Genomic DNA, 19,744 nt, shown 5'->3' on the forward strand with positions numbered 1-19,744 from the left:
GCAGCCCAAAGGGCTGGGTGATCTCCTACAGGTACAGCGGTGGATTTGGTCGGCGATCATTTTGGCTCGAACAACGTCACCGCCCGCGCATCCACCGCCTTGGGCAGCAGCCCTTCGCGATAGAACGCATCAGCGATGCGCTGCTGCTCGGCCAGGTTGTCAGCCTTCACCGGCTGCACGTCATAGCTGCGCCGCGCATTGGCCTGCTGCACCGTGGCGCTGTCGAGGTTGCCCCACAGCGGACCGAGGATGCGCGCCGCCGCCACCGGGTTGGCCTTGGCCCAAACCCCTGCTTCGCGCAAAGCCTGGTAGACCTGCTCCAGCACCTCGGGATGCGCCTTGGCGTAGTCGCTGCCGGCCAGGTAGTAGCGCTGGTAGCTGGCCAGCTCCCGGCCATCGGCAAGAATCCGTGCGTTCTGCTGACGCTGCGCACTGGCAACATAGGGGTCCCAGGTCACCCAGGCATCGACCTTGTGGTTCTCGAAGGCCGCACGCCCGTCAGCAGGGATCAGGTACGCCGGCGTGATGTCCTTGAAGCTGAGTCCGGCCTTGGCCAGGGCCTGGATCAGCAAGTAATGGCTGCCGGCTGCCTTGGTCACCGCCACGCGCTTGCCCTTGAGATCCGCCAGGGTCTTGAGCGGCGAGTCCGCCGGCACCAGGATCGCCTGGGCGCTGGGCGACGGGGTCTCGCGGGCAAAATAGGTAAGCTTGGCGCCAGCGGCCTGAGTGAACACCGGCACGGTATCGGCTACATCGGCCGAGACATCGACATTGCCCAGGTTCAACGCCTCCAACAGCGGCAGGCCGCTGGGAAACTCGTGCCAGCTGATGCGAATGCCTTCAGCCTGAAGGCGCTGCTCCAGGGTGCCGCGGGCCTTGAGCAGGGTCAGCAGGGTCGAGGATTTCTGGTAGCCGATGCGCAAGGTCTGCTCGGCACTGGCAAGGCTCGGCAGCAAGGCGCTGGCCAGCAGCGCCAGGGCGACACGGCGCAGGGGTTTGAACGTCATGGGGGCGAGTCTCCAGGTCAGGGTTGCGCGGCCAGCGTGGCGTTGCTCGGCACGCTAAAGCCGCTGGCGAAGGTCGGGGCTACGTCGAGGCGTTGATTCATCAGGCCGTGGGCGTGGTAGAAGTCGGCGGTTTCCTGTTGCTCGGCCACGGTGCGTGGCTCGATCACTTGCCAACGCAGTTGGCGCCGTTCGAATTGCAGGCGTGCGGCTTCCTCGGGGAAGCCAATGATCGCGGCCAGGGTCTTGGAGTAGCTGTCCAGGTGCTGGTTGGCCCACACCTGAGCGCCAGCCAGGCGGTTGAGGTAGTCCTGCAACGCGGCGCGTCGGGCAGGCTCGCCCAGGGCCTTGTCGGTGGCGGCGAGGAAGCTGTTGCCGCTGGACAGGCCACGACCGTTCACCAGCACCCGCCCCTGCCCGCTCAACTCGGCCAATGCGGTGTAGGGCTCCCAGGTCGACCAGGCGTCTACCGAGCCGTTGGCCAGGGCGATCTTGGCGTCTACAGGGCCGAGAAAGCGAAACTCCACGTCCTGTTCGCTCAGCCCGGCCTGGTCCAGTGCCTTGAGCGCCAAGTGGTGGCCAATCGAGCCGCGTCCGGTGGCAATGCGCTTGCCCTTGAGGTCGGCTGCGCTGCGCAGGGGTGCCTCCGGGCGGACCAGCAATGCGGTGCCGTAAGGGTCGGACTTGTCCACCGCGATGGCCTTGACCGGCGCCCCGGAGGCCAGCACGAACAGCAACGGCGCATCGCCAATGATCCCAGCATCGATGGCACCGGCATTGAGCGCCTCGGCCAGGGGGGCGGCGGCAGGAAACTCGGCCCAGCGGATGTCGTAGGGCAGATCGCGCAGGGCGTCGGCCGCTTCCAGCTGGGCGCGCATGTTGCCCTTCTGGTCGCCGATACGCAGGGTCAGGCGCTCGCTGGCGGCAGCCTGGCTGGCCAGCAGCACGGCTGCGGCGAGGGTCAGCAACTTCGAATAGATGGACATGGCGCTCCTCGGGGTCGTGGCGGGCGGCGTCTTGCGGCCCAGAAGCTGCGACTGTAGCGAGAAGCGATTAATAACAAAAAGTGATTTTAGGAATAACCTAATATGCAAAACATAGAGCCCCCAATAGGAGCGGCCTTGTGTCGCGAAAGGGCTGCGTAGCAGCCCCAGAAATTTCGCATGATGCCGAGATCCTGGGGCTGCTACGCAGCCTTTTCGCGACACAAGGCCGCTCCCACAGGAATCTATGGCATTACATACAACCAAGATTATGCTAATACCTTATTTTTTCGTTCCCTTGCGTGAGCGCCGAACATGAAAATCGATGACATGGACGCCTTCGTGGCGGTCATTCGTTGCCAGTCGACCAACCTCGCCGCCGAGGCCCTGCAACTGACTCAGCCGGCCATCACCCGCCGCGTGCAGAACTTCGAGCAAGACCTCGGCGCGACCCTGCTCGACCGCAACACCAAACCGCTCAAGCCCACCCCAATGGGCCTGCGGGTGTACGAGCAGTGCAAGGCGATCCTGCGCGAGATCGACTCGTTGCGCGAACTGGTGGCCAATGACGGCGCGCCCTCCGGCACGCTGCGCCTGGGCGTGCCGCAAACCCTAGGCGACGTGGTGCTGCTCGATGCCCTGGCACAAATCCGCGAGGTCTATCCGCAGTTGCGTACCCAGGTCAGCAGCGGCTGGGGCAGCAGCCTGATTGCACGCATGCAGAACGGCGAGCTGGACGCCGCCGCCGCGCTGTTTCCGCCCGGCAAGATCTTCCCCGAGGGTATCGCCAGCCAGTCCATCGCGCGCATGCCACTCAAAGTGGTGGCGGCCAGGGGCAGTGCCGGCAAGCGCAGCTACAAGCTGCGCGACTGCTACACCCGTGGTTGGGTGCTCAACCCTGATGGCTGTGGTTTCCGCGCCGGCTTGCAGCGGGCGCTGAGCGAACAGGGGCTGAGCCTTTCGATCAACCTGGAGACCTTTGGCACCGAGCTGCAACTGGGGCTGGTGGCCAACGGCCAAGGCCTGGGGCTGGTGGCCAACGGCCAAGGCCTGGGGCTGGTGCCCGAACCGCTGCTGCTGGCCAGCCGCCACCGGGATGCGCTGGAGGTGCTGAACGTCAGTGACTTCAAGCCGCAGGTGGACCTGTGGCTGTTCCATCCGCGCTACCTGGGGAATCTGCAAGAGCCGGTGGAGTTGTTCGGCGAAGTGGCGGGGCACAGGTTGCTGGGTTGAGCGCACTGGGGCCGCTTGGTGGCCCCAGGCAATAAATGCAAAATTTGCATAACAAAAAACCAATAAATTCTCAAAACTGATAATTAGCATAGAACCAAAAAGACTTTTACAGGGTTCATTCATACGAATACGGTCTTAGCCACACACCGTCATTCAGGGATGAACCCCCATGAGTCACCCTTCCGACAGCGCCCTGGCCGAGCTTACCGAGGCCCTTGCGGCCAATGCCGAGCGCTACGACCGCAGCGCGCAGTTCCCACACGACAACTTCGACCTGCTGCAGCGCCACGGCTTGCTGGCCCTCACCGTACCGCGTGCCCTGGGCGGCGGCGGTGCGGACCTCGTTACCGCGCGCCGGGTGATCGGCGCAGTCGGCAAGGGCGACCCGGCCACCGCGCTGATCCTGGTGATGCAGTACCTGCAACACTTTCGCCTGCAAGACGACGCACGCTGGCCCGCCCACCTGCGCCAGCGGGTCGCCGAAGAGGCGGTGCGCCACGGCGCGTTGATCAACGCCCTGCGCGTCGAACCCGAACTCGGCACCCCCGCGCGTGGCGGCCTGCCGGCCACCGTCGCACGGCGCAGCGCCGAAGGCTGGCGCCTGAGCGGGCGCAAGATCTACTCCACCGGCAGCCACGGCCTGAGCTGGTACCTGGTGTGGGGCCGCAGCGACGACAGCGATCCGCTGGTGGGTGGTTTTCTGGTACACCGCGACACCCCCGGCATCCGCATCGTCGAGGACTGGGATCACCTCGGCATGCGCGCTACGTGCAGCCACGAAGTCCGTTTCGACGACGTGCTGATCCCCCTCGACCACGCCGTCAGCGTCAGCCCCGCCAGCGCGCCGCGCGCCGAACTCGATGGCGAAGGGCTGCTGTGGATGGGCGTATTGCTGCCAGCGGTGTATGACGGCGTGGCGCGTGCCGCGCGCGACTGGCTGGCCGGTTTTCTCAGCGCGCGCACGCCATCCAACCTCGGCGCGCCGCTGGCCAGTCTGCCACGCTTCCAGGAGGTACTCGGACGCATCGACACCCTGCTGTTCGCCAACCAGAGCCTGCTCGATTCGGCCGCCGCCGGGCACATCGACCCGCGCCATGCCGGGCAGATCAAGCACCTGGTCAGCGCGAATGCCATCCAGGCCGTGGAACTGGCCGTCGAGGCCGCCGGCAATCCGGGGCTGTCACGGCGCAACCCCCTGGAGCGGCATTACCGCGACGTGCTGTGCAGCCGCATCCACACCCCTCAGGACGACGTGGTATTCGGCCAAGTCGGCCGCGCCGCGCTGACGGAGGTGGCGGCATGAGCCATTCGATCATCGCCAGCCAGCTCGACGCCCAGGCCAACCAGATCTTGCGCGATCAGTTGGTCGATCACCAGGTCATCGACATCGCCCCCGGCCAACTGGCCCTGGACGTACCTGCCGACGTGTTCATCCTGCGCCCGATCAACGTGCGCGGGGCGCGCGTCGACACGCCACCAGCCGGCTGGCCGTGGGGGTTGAAGTGGGTGCAACTGGTGTCTTCAGGCATCGACTTCTACCCAGACTGGGTGTTCAACGGCGCCCCAGTGACCAGCGGCAAAGGCGCCAACGCCGAGCACGTAGCCGAGTTCGCCCTGGCCTTGGTGTTCGCTGCGGCCAAGCAATTGCCTGGGCTGTGGGTCAAGGACGCTGACTGGCGCTTGACCCCGCTGGCCCCAGTGCGCGGGCGCACCCTGGGCATTCTGGGCTTTGGCAGCATCGGCCAGTGCCTGGCACGCAAGGCACTGGCTCTCGGCATGCGCGTGCTGGCCCTGAGCCGCCCCGGCCAGCCCATCGCCGAGGTTCCAGGGGTGACGCGCGCGGCCGATCTGCGCGAGCTGTTTGCCGGTAGCGATCATCTGGTCCTGGCAGCCCCGCTGACCCCCGCCACGCGCGGGCTGATCGATCATGCGGTACTGGCCCACGCCCGCCCCGGTCTGCATCTGATCAACATTGCCCGCGGTGGCCTGCTCGACCAGCAGGCGCTGCTCGACGCCCTGGACAGCGGCCTGATAGGCCGCGCCAGCCTGGACGTCACCGAGCCTGAACCACTTCCGGCCGGCCATCGGCTGTACCAGCACCCACGGGTGTTCCTGTCACCGCATACCTCGGCCATATCCGATGAAGGCTACCCGGCCTTCCTCGACGCGTTCATCACCAACTTCCACCGCTACCGCGAGCAGGCGCCCTTGGCGAACCTGGTCGATACTGCACGCGGCTACTGATCACCGGAGAGCACACCATGAGTTCACTGTCTGCCGTCACCACTCGCCCCTCCCCCAGCGTGCGCGAGCGGGTCAGCGCCGAGGAATGGGAGGTCCGCGTCAAGCTGGCCGCCGCCTACCGCCTGGCCGCCCAGCTGCGCTGGACCGACCATATCTACACGCACTTCTCAGCCCGTGTACCGGGCCCGGAGGAGCATTTCCTGATCAACGCCTTTGGCTTGTTGTTCGATGAAATCAGCGCCTCCAACCTGGTCAAGGTGGATGTCGATGGCACCCTCATCGACGACCCGCTGGGGCTGGGCATCAACCAGGCCGGCTACGTGATCCACAGCGCCATCCACCGTGCCCGCCCCGACCTCAAAGCGGTGCTGCACACCCACACACGTGACGGCGCGGCGGTCTCGGCTCAGCGCGACGGTCTGCTGCCGATCTCCCAGCACGCCCTGGCCTACTACAGCCGGGTGGCCTACCACGACTACGAAGGCGTGGCGCTGGACCTGGACGAGCAGCAGCGGCTGGTGGCCAACCTGGGCCAAAGCAACATCCTGATTCTGCGCAACCATGGCCTGCTCACCGGCGGCATCAGCGTGGAGCACGCGTTCCGTGAACTGCATGGGTTGGAGCGGGCCTGCAACATCCAAGTGGCAGCGCAGGCCGGGGGCAATGATCAGCTGCTGCATGCGACGCCTGCGGCAATCGCCAAGGTGCATGAGCAGTCCAAGCGGTTTTCCGATGGCCAGGGCGAGGGTATCCAGCGGCACTGGGATGCGCTGATTCGCCAGCTGGAACGGGAGGGGCGCGATTACCAGGATTGACTGAGATCCTGTACTGGCCTCTTCGCGGGTAAACCCGCTCCCACAGGGATCTCACCGCTCTCGCCAGCAGCGCCGTACCTGTGGGAGCGGGTTTACCCGCGAAAGGGCCGGTACAGGCAACCCAAACTCCAATGAAGGACCACCCCATGCCCCCACTGCACCGCCTGTTCGCCATCGGCGCCCTGGCCTTGGCCCTCAATGCCTGCTCCCCCGCCGACGACACCTCGGCCAGCAAGACCCTCAACATCGCCTTCTGGGGCGACAACACCACCTTGGTCAGCGTCGACCCGTTCCAGGTCTACTGGCTGGAGCACCGCGTTCTGCTGCGCAACGTTGCCGAATCGCTCACCGACCAGGACCCGGACACCGGCCGCATCATCCCGTGGCTGGCGAACAGCTGGGAAGTTGCCAGCGATGCGCTGAGCTACACCTTCCACTTGCGACAGGACGTCACCTTCAGCAACGGCGAGCGCTTCGATGCCCACGCGGTGAAGACCGCCTTCGACAGCAACAAAGCCTTCGCCACCCAGCTGCCAGCCACCTTCGGCGCCACCTACCTGGCCGGTTACGATCACGCCGAAGTGGTCGACGACTTTACCGTGCGCCTGGTGCTTTCCAAGCCCAACGCCGGTTTCCTGCAAGCCACCTCCACCACCAACCTGGCAATCCTCGCGCCCGCCTCGTACCGGCTGACAGCCCAGGAGCGCTCGCTGGGCAAGATCATCGGCACCGGCCCGTTCGTGCTCGAACACTACACCCCGGAAGTCGGCGCCAAGCTGGTCAAGCGCGCCGACTACGCCTGGGCCTCGGCCAACGTGCGCAACCGCGGCGCCGCCCACCTGGACAGGGTGCAGGTCAGCTACATCCCCGAGGAAAGCGTGCGCAACGGCCTGTTCCTGCAAGGCAAGGCCGACATCCTGTGGCCGCGCAACCCGTTCTCGGAGGTCGACCTCAAGCTGTTCCAGTCCAAGGGCGCGACCATCCAGAGCCGCTCACTGCCGGGGCCTGCACTGAACCTCTACCCCAACACCCGCAACGACCGCTTGCTGGGCGATCGCCAGGTGCGCCTGGCCTTGCAGAAGGCCATTGACCGCACCAGCTACGCGCACACCGTCTACAACGCCGAGTTCCCGGTGGTGAGCGGCGTGTACGACGTGACCACGCCGTACTTCAAGGCCCAGGCCGACAAGCTCGCCTATGACCCCAAGGGCGCCGAGCAACTGCTCGAAGCCGCTGGCTGGCACAAGGGCGAGGACGGCTACCGGCACAAGAACGGCCAGCGCCTGACCCTGCGCTACAACCTCACCCCCGCCGAAAGCGCAGGCGATGTGCTGGTGCAAGATCAGCTGCGCAAGGTCGGCATCGACCTCAAGCTCAATGTGCTGACCCGCGCCGAGTGGGTCGCCGGCAACACCTCGGGCAACTACGACCTGACCTCAACCTACATGACCCGCGCCGATCCGATCATCCTGCAAACCATCCTCGACCCACGCGCCGCCAACAGCGCGACCCTGGCCACCAACAGCTACGAGCCGCACACCCTGCCCAAGGTCCAGGCGCTGTTCGACAGCGGTATCACCGCCACCGCCGACACACAACGCGCCGCCGCCTACGGCCAATTGCAGGACCTGTTGGTGGATGAAGCAGCAGCCTTCCCGCTGTACGAGCGGGTCTGGCAGGCGGCCACCGCGCCGCGCGTCAAGGACTTCCGCTGGACCGCCGAAGGCTTTGCCTTCCTCAGCGACATCCAGGTCGGCCAGCCATGAAACGCTACCTGATCGGCCGCATCGGCCAGGCGCTGCTGGTGCTGTGGGGCGCCTACACCATCAGCTATTTCATCCTCTACCTGCTGCCCGGCGACACCTTGGCGATCATGCTCAGTGCCTCGGGCATGGAGGCCGACGGCCTGTCGCCTGAAGACCTGGCCAAGGCCCGCGCCTACTACGGGCTGGACAAAGGCCTGTTCGAGCAGTATTTCGACCTGCTCTGGCGCGCCCTGCACGGCGACCTGGGCCAGTCTCTGTCGCTCGGCCGGCCAGTCACCGCGCTGCTGGCCGAGCGCCTGCCGCAGACCCTGGCGCTGGCAGGCCTGGCGATAGGCTTGTCGCTGCTCGGCGGTGTAGGCCTCGCCTACCTGACCGCCTACCTGCAATGGCGCCCACTCAAGACCGCGCTGACGCGCCTGCCGTCGCTGGGTTTCTCGGTGCCGGTGTTCTGGATGGGGCTACTGTTGATCCAGGTATTCGCCTTTGGCCTGGGCTGGTTCCCGGCTACCGGCAGCCAGGGTCTGGCCAGCCTGGTGCTGCCGGCGATCACCCTCGCCATCCCCAGCGCCGCGGTATACGCCCAGGTCCTGCAACGCGGCTTTCAGGGCGTGTGGCAGGAGCCGTACATTGCCACCGCCTTCGCCAAGGGCCTGAGTCGGGCCCAGGTGCAGGCCCGCCATGGCCTGCGCAATGCAGCGCTGCCGTTGCTCACGCTGGTTGGCCTGCAAGTCGGCAACACGGTGTCCGGCGCGGTGCTGGTGGAGACCATCTTCTCGCGCAACGGCGTCGGCCGCCTGGCCCAGGAAGCGGTGTTGCGCCAGGACATCCCGGTGGTCCTGGCCATCGTCGCGGTGTCTGCCGCCGCCTTCGTGGTGGTGAACCTGATCGTCGATCTGCTGTACCCGTGGCTCGATCCACGCATCACCCATACCGCCAAGGTGAGCTGACATGACCTCCGATACCACGCGTACCCTGTGGGAGCGGGCTAGCCCGCGAACACCGGCAAAGCCGGTGCCAAACACCGAGTCGCCTGTTTCGCGGGTAAACCCGCTCCCACAAAAAACGGGCTCTTTAGCGCCCCCTGACACCGGCATCACTTCCGATGCCACACGTATCCTGTGGGAGCGAGTTCACTCGCGAACACCGGCAAAGCCGGTGCCAGGCACCGAGTCGCCTGATTCGCGGGCAAGCCCGCTCCCACAGGGCCCTGCCAATTCAACCGGTTTCGTGGCGTCGCATGACACCGGCACCTGGCAACGCCGCAGCCGCTGGCAACGCCTGAAACAGGCTACCGCCCCGCTGCTGCGCCGCCCCGGTTTCAGTCTGGCCCTGCTGGTGGTGCTGTTCGCCCTGCTGGCGGCGCTGGCGCCGCAACTGCTGACCAGCTTCGACCCCTACGCCACCTCCCCCGCCGACAAGCTCAGCACCCCGAGCCTGGCCCACTGGTTCGGCACCGACGAGTTGGGCCGCGACCTCTACACCCGGGTGGTGTATGGCGCGCGCCTGAGCATGCAGGCCGCACTGCTGGCAGTGGCCATCGCCCTGGTCGGCGGCCTGGGCCTGGGGGTGTTGGCCGGCTTCGCCGGTGGCCGCCTGGACGCGGTGCTGATGCGCCTGATCGACGTGCTGCTGGCCTTGCCCGGCTTGCTGCTGGCCCTGGCCATCGTCACCGCCATCGGCTTCGGCACGGTGCCGGTGGCCATCGCCGTGGGCGTCGGCATCATTCCGGGCTTTGCCCGCACCACCCGCGCCGAGGTGCTACGCATCAAGACCTTGCCGTATGTCGAGGCCGCACGCCTGGGCGGCGCCAGTTGGGTACGCACCCTGCTGCGCCATGTGCTGCCCAACGCCTGGGGGCCGGTGGCGGTACTCGCCACGCTCGACGTCGGCGCCGCCATCCTGGCCACGGCGGGCCTGAGTTTCCTGGGCTTTGGCGCCGCGCCACCGGCAGCGGAGTGGGGCACGCTGATTGCTAATGGTCGCCATTTCCTCATCACCGCGCCGTGGGTGTCCCTGTTGCCGGGGTTGTTCGTGGTGGCCGTGGTGTTCAGCCTCAATCACCTGGCGCGCAGCGTCGAGGAGCATGCCCGATGAGCCAACCCGCGTTGATCGAGGTCCGTGACCTCAGCGTCAGCTACCACTTCGCCGGGCAGCGTACCCAGGCGGTGCGCCAGCTGTCGTTCACCTTGAAGCAGGGCGAAACACTGGCCATCGTCGGCGAGTCCGGCTCGGGCAAGTCGACCCTGGCCAATGCACTGCTCGGCCTGCTGCCAGGCAATGCGCAGATCGATCAGGGCCAGTTGCTGGTCGCCGGGGTCGATGTGGCCAAGGCCAGCGAACAAGCCAGGCGCCAGTTGCGTGGGCGCACCGTCGGGCTGGTACCGCAGGACCCGATGGTCAGCCTCAATCCGACCCTGCGTATCGGCCAGCAAATTGCCGAAGCCTTGGTGCTGGCGCGTGGCCGGCGCTATCCGGGGCTGGACGCCGATGTGCTGGAACTACTGGCCCAAGTGGGCCTGGACGACCCGGCGTTGCGCGCCCGCCAGTACCCCCACGAACTGTCCGGCGGCATGCGCCAGCGGGTGCTGATCGCCATCGCACTGGCCGGCGAGCCACGCCTGATCATTGCCGACGAACCCACCAGCGCCCTGGATGTGACGGTGCAACGCCGCATCCTCGACCACCTGCAACAGCTGGTGGCCGAGCGCGGCATCGCGTTGCTGATCATCACCCACGACCTGGGCATGGCCTGTGATCGCGCCGACCGCCTGCTGGTGATGAAACACGGCGAGCAAATCGAGCACGCCTCGCCGCGCCAGGTGCTGTGGGGCACCCCGCATCCCTACACACGCGACCTGCTCGCCGCCGCGCCCGCATTCGTGCCGCGCCAGCGACCAAGCACGGGCCACGGCGCAACAGCGCTGTTGCGCCTGGGCAATGTCGGCAAGCGTTTTGCGCTGCCAGGCAAAGCCGAGCCGTTCACCGCCCTGCACGACCTGAGCCTGGAGGTCAGGGCCGGTCAAACCTTGGCGATCGTCGGCGAGTCAGGCTCGGGTAAAAGCACCGCGCTGCGTATCGCCTTGGGGCTGGAGAGGCCCAGCGAGGGGCGCGTGGAGTTTGCCGGCGAGGACGTCACCCACTACAGCTGGCGGCAGTTCAGGCCGCTGCGTCGGCGGATCCAGTTGGTCCAGCAGAACCCCTTCGCCGCGCTCGACCCACGTTTCACGGTGTTCGACAGTATCGTCGAGCCGCTGGTGGCGTTTGGCGTGCTCAAGGGCCAGGCACTGGAGCGCAAGGCCCGCGAGCTGATCGCACGGGTGCAGTTGCCGGTGCACTTTCTTGACCGCCTGCCCCGTGAGCTATCCGGTGGTCAGCGCCAGCGGGTCGCCATCGCCCGGGCGCTGGCACTGGAGCCGGAGGTGTTGCTGCTGGATGAACCGGTGAGCGCGCTGGATGTGTCGGTGCAGGCGCAGATCCTGGCGCTGCTCGATGAGCTGCAACGCGAGTTGGGGATCGCCTATGTGCTGGTGTCCCACGATCTGGCGGTGGTGGCCAGCATGGCCGACCAGGTGCTGGTGCTGCGGCGTGGGCTGGTGATTGAGCAAGGGCCGGCGCTGGAGGTGCTCAGCCGACCGGCCAGTGCCTATACCCGCGAGTTGATCGCGGCGATACCTGGGCATTCGCGCAGTGTGCTGCCGGTGGCAGTGTAGCCATTGCCCGAATGGCCGGGGCGCGTGGGCGCAGGTCCGCTCCCACGCCAATCAAAATCAATTAATTGCATAGTAATAAAAATATATATCAGCCTCACACATAATTAGCTTAGAACCACAAAGCCTTTCACAAGCCCCTCTCCCCCACGCTAACGTCCCCCTTACCAGTCCGACCCCACACCCGGCGGAGGCCTCCATCACCTGATTGCAGAAGGACTCCCCATGAGCAAGCGACACATCAAACTCGGCGCGATGATTCACGGTGTCGGCCACGGCTGGGGCGAGTGGCGTCACCCAGACGCCCTCGCCGATGCGAGCGTCAACTTCAGTTTCTACAAACAGCAGGCGCAACTGGCCGAGGCGGCGAAGTTCGACTTCGCCTTCATCGCCGACAGCCTGCACATCCATGCCCGCTCCAGCCCCCACTACCTCAACCGTTTCGAGCCGCTGACGATTCTCTCGGCATTGGCCGCCGTCACCTCGCACATTGGCCTGGTGGCCACGGTCACGGTCAGCTACACCGAGCCCTTCCAGGTCGCCCGCCAGTTCGCATCGCTGGACCTGATCAGCGGCGGGCGCGCCGGCTGGAACGTGGTGACTTCATGGTTGTCGGGCACCGCCGACAACTTCGGTAAGGCCGAACACCCGCCACACGCCGTGCGCTACCGCATCGCCCGCGAGCACGTCGAAGTGGTCAAGGGCCTGTGGGATTCGTGGGAGGACGACGCGTTCACCCGCGATAAACAGTCCGGTGAATTCTTCGCCCCCGACAAGCTGCACACCCTCGGCCACCAGGGCGAGTTCTTCAAGGTCAAGGGGCCGCTGAACATCCAGCGCTCGCCCCAGGGCCAGCCGCTGATCTTCCAGGCCGGGGTGTCCGAGGACGGGCGCAACTTTGCCGCGCAAAACGCCGATGCGATCTTCGTCAGCCCCGAGTCGTTCAGCGATGCCCGCGCCTACTACCAGGACCTCAAGCAACGCGCCGCCAAGCATGGCCGCGATCCGCAGCAGCTGTTCATCCTGCCGGGTATCCGCCCCATCGTCGGGCGCGACGAGCAGGAGGTGGAGCGCCGCTACCAGCAGGCCGTGGATCTGGTGAGCATCGAGGATGCCCTCGTTGCCCTGGGCCGGCCCTTCAACGACTACGACTTCAGCCAGCACGCGCTGGATGCGCCCTTCCCTGACCTGGGCAGCCTGGGTGACAACAGCCACAAGGGCACCGCCGACCAGCTCAAGCAACTGGCCCGTGACGAGCAACTGACCCTGCGCGAACTGGCGCTGCGCTTCTCACGCCCGCGTCGTGACTTCGTCGGCACTCCCGAGCAGGTAGCCAACGCCTTGCAGGACTGGTTCGAGCACGAGGCCGCCGACGGTTTCATCATCAACCAGTTGCTGCCCGATGGCCTGCAGCACTTCACCGAGCTGGTGGTGCCGCTGTTACAGGCGCGCGGGCTGGTGCGCAGCGAATACACCGGCAACACCCTGCGCGACAACTTCGAGCTGCCGGTACCGGCCAACCGCAACACCCTGCGCCGCGAGCACAGCGCGGTGGCGTGAGATCGCCGGGGCCGCCTGGCGGCCCCCTGCCCATGAACCCATAAAAGGAAGTTTGCTCCATGACCCTCGAATTCATCGGCCTCATCGGGCCCCAGGAAGGCAGCGAATCACAGGCACCTCGCGGTCCGTTGGTGGACCTGGAATTCATCAAGGCGTTCGCCCAGGCCCAGGAGTACGGCGGCTTCGACAAGGCACTGCTGGCGGTCAACACCAGCGCGCCCGACTCGATGATCCTGGCCAGCTATGTGGCCGCGCTGACCGAGCGCATCGGCCTGCTGGTGGCGCACCGCCCAGGCTTCCAGGCGCCGACCTTTGCCGCCCGTCAGTTCGCCACCCTCGATCAGCTCAGCCGTGGCCGCGCCTCGATCAACGTGATCACCGGTGGCGACAGCGGCGACTTGCAGCGCGACGGTGACTTCCTCGACAAGGACGCGCGCTACGCGCGCACCGACGAGTACCTGGACGTGCTGCGCAACACCTGGACCCAGACCGCGCCGTTCGACCACCACGGTGCGCATTACCGCGTCGAAGACAACCTGACCCTGGTCAAGCCGGTGGACAAGCTGCCGATCTACTTTTCCGGCGCATCGGATGCCGCCGTGGAGGTCGCCGCCAAGCACGCCGACGTGTACATGATGTGGGGCGAGCCCCTGGAGCAGGTGCACGAGCGCATCGCCAAGGTGCGCAAGGCTGCCGCCCGCTACGGGCGCGAAAAGCACATCCGCTTCAGCCTGTCGCTGCGACCGATCCTCGGCGCCACCGAGGACGAGGCCTGGGCCCGTGCCGAACGCATTCTGGCCGATGCCAAGCAGCGCATCGGGATCCGCCAGGGCAACCGCCGCGAGAAGAACTTCGGCAAGAGCAACGTCGGCTCCGAGCGGCTGGTGCAGTTGGCCGGCAAGGTGCACGACACCCGCTTGTGGACCGAAATCGCCGCGCTCGGCGGCGGCGCCGGCAACTCCACGTCACTGGTGGGCACGCCAGACCAGGTGGCCGAGGCGGCGTATGCCTACCATGAGCTGGGGGTGAGCACCTTCCTGTTCCGAGGCTTCGACCAACTGCGCGATGCGGTGGAGTACGGGCAGGAGCTGATTCCCCGAATCAAGGCGCTGGTGGCGCAAACGGAGTCTGCGCGCGATCAGCGAAGAGCCTGACTTGTACCAGGGCTGACAACCATGGCCTGACAGGTACAGATGTGGGAGCGGGCTTGCCCGCGAACACCGGCAAAGCCGGTGCCATTCACCGAGTCGCCTGCTTCGCGGGCAAGTCGGGGCGCCGAACCGCCGCTCCCACAGGGTACGCGGAGCGCTTGCGAAATCAGTTCTCTGCGCGACAGCGCAGCCCAAAGGGCTGGGTGATCTCCCACATCTGTTGCAACGTACCAAACCTGTCAGGCAATGGTTGCCAGCCTTGGCACATGTCTTAAGACAACCGTTGCTTTCGGCTCGAAACCATTAAATGCACTAATTACATTTTATAAGAAAAATAAAATCACAAAAACACATAATTAACTTAGAACAAAATAGCCTTTCACAACCCCCGTAAAGACCATTAAGTTCTGTAAACCGACCCCGACATGGCGGAGGCAAATGGATTCGTGCCAACCGTCGTCGGGCCTCGCCATGCGTCCGCCTGCCCTGTTGCGCACATCCGAACCAACCTTCTCGGAGACCGTGACATGGGATTGTCCCGTAGAGATCTGATCGCCCGCCTCGCCGCCATTGGCGGCTATTCGGCGGCACTCGGCGCGCTGGGGCAGAACGCCCTGGCCGCCACCTTCGAACCCCTGCAACTGGCTGCCAACGGCGGCAACGGCAAGCGCGTGGTGATTGTCGGCGCAGGCATATCCGGGCTGGTATCGGCCTACGAGCTGCGCAAGGCGGGGTTTTCGGTCATCGTGCTGGAGGCCCGCGAGCGGGTCGGCGGCCGCGTCTGGACCTTGCGCCAAGGCGACCGTATCGAACACAACGATGGCAGCAGCCAACGCGTCGAGTTCGACCAAGGCCAGTTCTTCAATGCTGGCGCTGCGCGCCTGCCCAGCCACCACCTGACCATTCTCGGCTACTGCCGCGAGCTTGGCGTCGAATTGCAGGTGCTGGTCAACAGCAGCCGCAACGCCCTGGCCCAACCCGATCTTGCCCGCCCGCCGCTGCTGCTGCGCCAGGCGGTCAATGACACCCGTGGACACTTCAGCGAGCTGCTGGCGCGCAGCGTCAACCGCAACAGCCTGGATGCTGAACTCGACAGTGGCCAGCGCAAAGCGCTGTTGGACTTCCTCAAGGTCTACGGCGACCTCGACAGCCAACAGCAGTACCGCGGCTCGGTACGCGCCGGCTACACCCGCTTCGCCGGTGCCGGCGACCAGACGCCGATCCAGCGTCAACCGGTGCCGCTGGAGCAGTTGCTGGACAGCAACCTGCTGCTGCCACTGGTGTTCGACGAGATCCCCGAGTTCTCCTCGACCATGTTCCAACCGGTGGGCGGCATGGACCAGATTCCCAAGGCGTTCTACCGCAAGGTCCAGGACAGCGTGCGCCTGGGCGCCGAGGTGCTGGGCGTGGAGACCGGCGAGCACGGCAGCAAGGTGGTGTGGCGTGACCGCAAGAGCGGCCAGCAGCACGTCGAGCACGCCGACTACGCCATCGTCACCCTGCCCCTACCGCTGCTGGCCAAGTTGCCGAACAACTTCGATGCGCCGTTCAAGCAGGCCATCGCCAGTGCCGAGGGCGACAAGGCCAACAAGGTCGCCTGGCAATCACCACGCTTCTGGGAGACCGACTTCCAGATCTACGGCGGCCTCAGCTACATCAACCACGAGGCGCGTACCCTGTGGTATCCCAGCGACCGCCTGAACAGCGCCGAGGGCGTCCTGGTGGCCACCTACAACACCGGCAGCGTGGCCGAGCAGTTCGCCGCCAAACCACTGCAGGCGCAGATTGCCTCGTCGCGCCAGGCCGTTGAGTCGCTGCACCCTGGCCACAGCCAGAAGCTTGGCCGGCCGGTGGTGGTGAACTGGTCGAAGATCCCCTTCAGCGAAGCGCCCTGGATCGTCCACGACGAGGTCGCCCAGCCCGGCTACGACCGGCTCAACCAGCCCCAGGGCCGCACCTGGCTGGCCAGCGATGCGCTGGCCCACGGCGGGGTCGGCATCTGGCAGAACAGCGCCGCCGAATCCGCACGCCGCGTGGTCAGCCTGATCGCCCGGCACGCCAGCCAGACCACCCGCGGCGCTGCCGCCTGACCCCTTCAGGAAACCTGCCCATGCCTCGTCTTCTTCTGCTTGCCGGAGTGCTCATGTCCCTCTCCCTCAACGCCCAGGCCGACGCCATCAAGCGTGTCGCCCCACCCGGCTCGAACTTCCCGATCTCGCAACTGGTCACGCTGCCGGCTGGCAGCCAGCTGACCTTCATCAGCGGCACCCTGCCGGATGTGGCCGACCCCAAGGCCCCCAAAGGCAGCGTCGCAGCCCTGGGCAACACCGAGACGCAAACCCGCTCGGTGCTGAAAAAACTGCGCGCAGCGTTGCACAGCCAAGGGCTGGATCTGGGCGACATCGTCCAACTGCGGGTGTTTCTGGTGGGCGATCCCGCCAACGGTGGCGCACTGGATTTTGCTGGGCTGCAAGCGGCGTACACCGAATTCTTCGCCACCGCCGAACAACCCCGCACCCCGACCCGCACCGCCTTGCAGGTGGTGGCCTTGCCACTGCCAGGTGCGCTGGTGGAAATCGACGCGATCGCGGCCAAGGCGCCTTGAGCGCGCCACCCCGCTCAACAAGGAACAGCGTGCATGAAGCCAGTCTTTACCTCTGCCTCGTTACTCCCCGTGGCCTTTGCCGCCGGGTTGCAAACCTCCCCGACCCTGGCCGACGAGCCTAGCGCCCAAGCTTTGGGCACGGTGATCGTCACCGGCAACCGGGGCGCTGAAAAACGCACCGTCACCACCAGCCCAGTGCCGATCGACGTGATCAGCGCCAAGCAATTGCAGGACACCGGCAAGCCCGGCCTGATGGAGGCCCTGAGCGCCAGCGTGCCGTCGCTCACCCTGCCGGAAAAGACCGGCTGGGACGCCAGCGGTATGGCCCGTGCGCCCAACTTGCGCGGGCTCAATGCGGCCCAGGTGCTGGTGCTGGTCAACGGCAAGCGCCGCCACACCAGTGCCACGCTGAACATCAGCGGCATCAACGCCGGTGCCGCGCCGAGTGACCTGGACCTGATCCCGATCAGCGCCATCGACCACGTCGAGGTGCTGCGCGACGGCGCTGCTGCCCAGTACGGCTCGGACGCCATCGCCGGGGTGATCAACGTGATCCTCAAGGCCGATACCCGTGGCACTGCCGTGACCACTGCCGGCCAAGGCTACGACGGCAAGAAACAGACCGTGCAGCAAAGCCTGAATAAAGGCTTCGAGATCGGCCACGACGGCATCCTGCAACTGGCCCTGGATGCGCGCAGCCAGAACGACGACAACAAGGCCAGCGCCAACGGCTACAGTCAGGCCGAGGCGCTCGGGCAGGCGGGCAAGGTCACCTACGGCGGCTACGGCACGCCGAAGATCAACCTGCTGACCCTGGGCTACAACGCCGAGTTGCCGCTGCAAGATGACCTGAGCCTGTACTCGTTCAGCACCTGGTCGTACCGCAAGGCCGAGCAAGGCCAGAACTTCCGTCTGCCGACCATCGCCAACACCGTCACCATCGGCCCCAACGGTCGCCCCTATGGCTACACCCCCACTTGGTACATCGAGGAATACGACTACCAAGCCGCGTTCGGCGCCAAGGGCCTGGCCGGTGCCTGGGACTGGGACCTGTCGAGTACCTACGGGCGCAACCAAGCGGCCCAGGGCACCTGGAACAACCAGAACCCATCACTGGGCGCCGCCACGCCCAACCACTTCGAATCCGGCACCTGGGTCAGCTCGCAATTGACCAGCAACCTCGACCTGCGGCGCAGCTTCGAGGTGGGCCTGAGCAAGCCGCTGGATTTTTCCTGGGGCCTGGAGCAACGCCGCGACACCTATCAGGTGCAAGCCGGCGACTGGGCCAGTTGGGCCGACGGCGGCTACTGCCCTACGCCCGGCAACTGCGCCGCCTCCGGCGCCCAGGTAACCAACGGCATCTCGCCGAACGACGCCACCAGCGCCAGCCGCAACAGCTATGCCGGATACCTGGATGTGGGTTTCAACCCGTTGCCGCAGTGGTACTGGGGCGCGGCGGTACGCTATGAGCACTACGACCGTGGCATCGGGGCCACCCGCAGCGGCAAGCTCACCACCCGCTACGAGTTCACCCCGGAACTGGCGCTGCGGGCCACGGTAAGCAACGGTTTCCGCGCACCGTCACTGGCCAACAGCCTGTTCAGCGCACGCTCCACCACCTACGGCGTGGTCAATGGCGTATACCAGTCGATCAACTACGGCGTGCTGCCGGTGGATTCGGCGGCAGCCAAGGCGCTGGGTGCCGAGGCGCTGAAACCGGAGAAATCCACCCACTACAGCCTGGGCCTGACCTGGCAGCCCAGCGAGCGCCTGAGCTTCACTGCCGACGCCTACCTGATCAACGTGCGTGACCGCATCACCCTCACCGGCACCCTGCTTGGGCCAGAGGTCACCCAGGCGCTACAGGACAACGGCATCGACTCGACCTCTGGCGGCCAGTACTTTACCAACGGCGCCGACACCCGCACCAAGGGCTTGGACCTGGTGAGCAGCTACGATCACGACCTGGGCCGCGCGGGCACGCTTAAGTGGACTGCGGCGTTCAACTGGAACGACACCGAGATCCTCGACTACAAGGAAAGCGTGAACATCCTCGGCACCCCCTATGAGCTGATGAACCGCCAGGCGCGCAACCTGCTCACCGAGGTACAACCACACACCAAGCTGATCCTGGGTGCCAACTGGCGGTTGGATCGCTACCGGGTCAACCTGGGGCTGACCCGCTATGGTTCCTGGCGCGAGGTCAACGCCGCCAACGACCGCTCGCTGGACCGCGAGTACAAGGCCCGCTGGATCACCGACCTGGATGTGGGCTACCAGCTGACCAAGGACCTGGAACTGGCGGTGGGGGCGCGCAACTTGTTCGATGTGTACCCCGAGCGCCAGGCGCCAAGCAGCAAGACCATGCTCAAGGGGTATGGCGTGTACTCGCCGTACGGGTTTACCGGGGGGTATTACTTTGGGCGGATGACGTACAGCTTCTGAACCGCGTACAGCGCGGTACCTGTAGGAGCGGCCTTGCCGGAGCGCCGGACCGGCCGGAAAGGGCTGCAAAGCAGCCCCGGGATCTCGGCCAAGGCACATATTGTCGGGGCCGCTACGCGACCCTTTCGCGGCACAAGGCCGCTCCTACAGGGTCGTGCGATGTCCAAATCAACACCGGCTTAGCCGGTGCCATCCACCGCGTTGCGTGCTTCGCGCCAACCCTCCCTCGCG

Annotated in this window: 15 protein-coding genes; 13 read left to right on the plus strand and 2 right to left on the minus strand. The window is 66.0% G+C overall.

All coding sequences use genetic code 11. The annotated features are described in order from the left end of the window. Positions 1–56: 56 nt before the first annotated feature. Both FEM01_RS17870 and FEM01_RS17875 read right to left on the minus strand, forming a co-directional pair. A complete protein-coding gene (locus FEM01_RS17870; RefSeq protein WP_138220812.1) occupies positions 57–1,007 on the minus strand; it encodes an aliphatic sulfonate ABC transporter substrate-binding protein in 951 nt (316 codons plus the stop codon). 17 nt (positions 1,008–1,024) lie between these two features. After that, entirely contained in the window at positions 1,025–1,990 is a 966-nt protein-coding gene (locus FEM01_RS17875) for an ABC transporter substrate-binding protein (protein ID WP_138220813.1), read from the minus strand. Positions 1,991–2,302: 312 nt separating this feature from the next. Here FEM01_RS17875 and FEM01_RS17880 point away from each other — a divergent pair, with 312 nt between their 5' ends. From FEM01_RS17880 to FEM01_RS17950, 13 genes are all read left to right on the plus strand, one after another. Further along, the gene (locus FEM01_RS17880) at positions 2,303–3,220 is read left to right on the plus strand and encodes a LysR family transcriptional regulator (protein ID WP_138220814.1); all 918 of its coding nucleotides are present in this window, start codon (positions 2,303–2,305) and stop codon (positions 3,218–3,220) included. A 169-nt stretch (positions 3,221–3,389) separates the two neighbouring features. Further along, positions 3,390–4,523: an acyl-CoA dehydrogenase family protein gene (locus FEM01_RS17885; protein WP_138220815.1), complete on the plus strand. Its 1,134-nt coding sequence runs from the start codon at positions 3,390–3,392 to the stop codon at positions 4,521–4,523. Next, positions 4,520–5,464 carry a D-isomer specific 2-hydroxyacid dehydrogenase family protein gene (locus tag FEM01_RS17890; protein ID WP_138220816.1) on the plus strand — a complete coding sequence of 315 codons (945 nt, stop codon included), beginning with the start codon at positions 4,520–4,522 and terminating at the stop codon, positions 5,462–5,464. Before FEM01_RS17885 ends, FEM01_RS17890 begins: the two co-directional genes overlap by 4 nt. Before the next feature lie 17 nt (positions 5,465–5,481). Next, positions 5,482–6,279 (plus strand): class II aldolase/adducin family protein, encoded by a 798-nt coding sequence (locus FEM01_RS17895; protein ID WP_138220817.1) that lies wholly within the window; start codon positions 5,482–5,484, stop codon positions 6,277–6,279. Between the two features lie 146 nt (positions 6,280–6,425). Continuing rightward, positions 6,426–8,045 carry an ABC transporter substrate-binding protein gene (locus FEM01_RS17900; protein WP_138220818.1) on the plus strand — a complete coding sequence of 540 codons (1,620 nt, stop codon included), beginning with the start codon at positions 6,426–6,428 and terminating at the stop codon, positions 8,043–8,045. Next, on the plus strand, positions 8,042–8,992 hold the full coding sequence (locus FEM01_RS17905) for an ABC transporter permease (protein WP_138220819.1): 951 nt from the start codon (positions 8,042–8,044) through the stop codon (positions 8,990–8,992). The genes FEM01_RS17900 and FEM01_RS17905 overlap by 4 nt, the downstream gene beginning before the upstream one ends. A 280-nt stretch (positions 8,993–9,272) precedes the next feature. Next, entirely contained in the window at positions 9,273–10,139 is an 867-nt protein-coding gene (locus FEM01_RS17915; protein WP_138220820.1) for an ABC transporter permease, read from the plus strand. Continuing rightward, positions 10,136–11,755: a dipeptide ABC transporter ATP-binding protein gene (locus tag FEM01_RS17920; protein ID WP_138220821.1), complete on the plus strand. Its 1,620-nt coding sequence runs from the start codon at positions 10,136–10,138 to the stop codon at positions 11,753–11,755. Before FEM01_RS17915 ends, FEM01_RS17920 begins: the two co-directional genes overlap by 4 nt. A 222-nt stretch (positions 11,756–11,977) precedes the next feature. Further along, on the plus strand, positions 11,978–13,312 hold the full coding sequence (locus FEM01_RS17925; RefSeq protein ID WP_138220822.1) for an LLM class flavin-dependent oxidoreductase: 1,335 nt from the start codon (positions 11,978–11,980) through the stop codon (positions 13,310–13,312). Between the two features lie 59 nt (positions 13,313–13,371). Continuing rightward, the gene (locus FEM01_RS17930) at positions 13,372–14,466 is read left to right on the plus strand and encodes an LLM class flavin-dependent oxidoreductase (protein WP_138220823.1); all 1,095 of its coding nucleotides are present in this window, start codon (positions 13,372–13,374) and stop codon (positions 14,464–14,466) included. A 524-nt stretch (positions 14,467–14,990) separates the two neighbouring features. Beyond that, positions 14,991–16,553 (plus strand): flavin monoamine oxidase family protein, encoded by a 1,563-nt coding sequence (locus FEM01_RS17940; RefSeq protein ID WP_138220824.1) that lies wholly within the window; start codon positions 14,991–14,993, stop codon positions 16,551–16,553. 20 nt (positions 16,554–16,573) lie between these two features. Continuing rightward, the gene (locus FEM01_RS17945) at positions 16,574–17,068 is read left to right on the plus strand and encodes a RidA family protein (RefSeq protein WP_171030987.1); all 495 of its coding nucleotides are present in this window, start codon (positions 16,574–16,576) and stop codon (positions 17,066–17,068) included. Positions 17,069–17,101: 33 nt separating this feature from the next. Next, positions 17,102–19,513 carry a TonB-dependent receptor plug domain-containing protein gene (locus FEM01_RS17950; protein ID WP_138220825.1) on the plus strand — a complete coding sequence of 804 codons (2,412 nt, stop codon included), beginning with the start codon at positions 17,102–17,104 and terminating at the stop codon, positions 19,511–19,513. Positions 19,514–19,744 lie beyond the last annotated feature (231 nt).

Origin of the sequence: Pseudomonas mosselii (assembly GCF_005796105.1) — a bacterium.
Taxonomy (GTDB): domain Bacteria; phylum Pseudomonadota; class Gammaproteobacteria; order Pseudomonadales; family Pseudomonadaceae; genus Aquipseudomonas; species Aquipseudomonas mosselii_C.

What these genes read in the sequence shown, in the direction of transcription:
- FEM01_RS17880 (WP_138220814.1), top strand. Translation starts at nt 2,303, where the DNA reads ATGAAAATCGATGACATGGACGCCTTCGTGGCGGTCATTCGTTGCCAG.
- FEM01_RS17930 (WP_138220823.1), top strand. Translation starts at nt 13,372, where the DNA reads ATGACCCTCGAATTCATCGGCCTCATCGGGCCCCAGGAAGGCAGCGAA.
- FEM01_RS17905 (WP_138220819.1), top strand. Translation starts at nt 8,042, where the DNA reads ATGAAACGCTACCTGATCGGCCGCATCGGCCAGGCGCTGCTGGTGCTG.
- FEM01_RS17920 (WP_138220821.1), top strand. Translation starts at nt 10,136, where the DNA reads ATGAGCCAACCCGCGTTGATCGAGGTCCGTGACCTCAGCGTCAGCTAC.
- FEM01_RS17895 (WP_138220817.1), top strand. Translation starts at nt 5,482, where the DNA reads ATGAGTTCACTGTCTGCCGTCACCACTCGCCCCTCCCCCAGCGTGCGC.
- FEM01_RS17950 (WP_138220825.1), top strand. Translation starts at nt 17,102, where the DNA reads ATGAAGCCAGTCTTTACCTCTGCCTCGTTACTCCCCGTGGCCTTTGCC.
- FEM01_RS17945 (WP_171030987.1), top strand. Translation starts at nt 16,574, where the DNA reads ATGCCTCGTCTTCTTCTGCTTGCCGGAGTGCTCATGTCCCTCTCCCTC.
- FEM01_RS17890 (WP_138220816.1), top strand. Translation starts at nt 4,520, where the DNA reads ATGAGCCATTCGATCATCGCCAGCCAGCTCGACGCCCAGGCCAACCAG.
- FEM01_RS17940 (WP_138220824.1), top strand. Translation starts at nt 14,991, where the DNA reads ATGGGATTGTCCCGTAGAGATCTGATCGCCCGCCTCGCCGCCATTGGC.
- FEM01_RS17925 (WP_138220822.1), top strand. Translation starts at nt 11,978, where the DNA reads ATGAGCAAGCGACACATCAAACTCGGCGCGATGATTCACGGTGTCGGC.
- FEM01_RS17875 (WP_138220813.1), bottom strand. Translation starts at nt 1,990, where the DNA reads ATGTCCATCTATTCGAAGTTGCTGACCCTCGCCGCAGCCGTGCTGCTG.
- FEM01_RS17900 (WP_138220818.1), top strand. Translation starts at nt 6,426, where the DNA reads ATGCCCCCACTGCACCGCCTGTTCGCCATCGGCGCCCTGGCCTTGGCC.
- FEM01_RS17885 (WP_138220815.1), top strand. Translation starts at nt 3,390, where the DNA reads ATGAGTCACCCTTCCGACAGCGCCCTGGCCGAGCTTACCGAGGCCCTT.
- FEM01_RS17870 (WP_138220812.1), bottom strand. Translation starts at nt 1,007, where the DNA reads ATGACGTTCAAACCCCTGCGCCGTGTCGCCCTGGCGCTGCTGGCCAGC.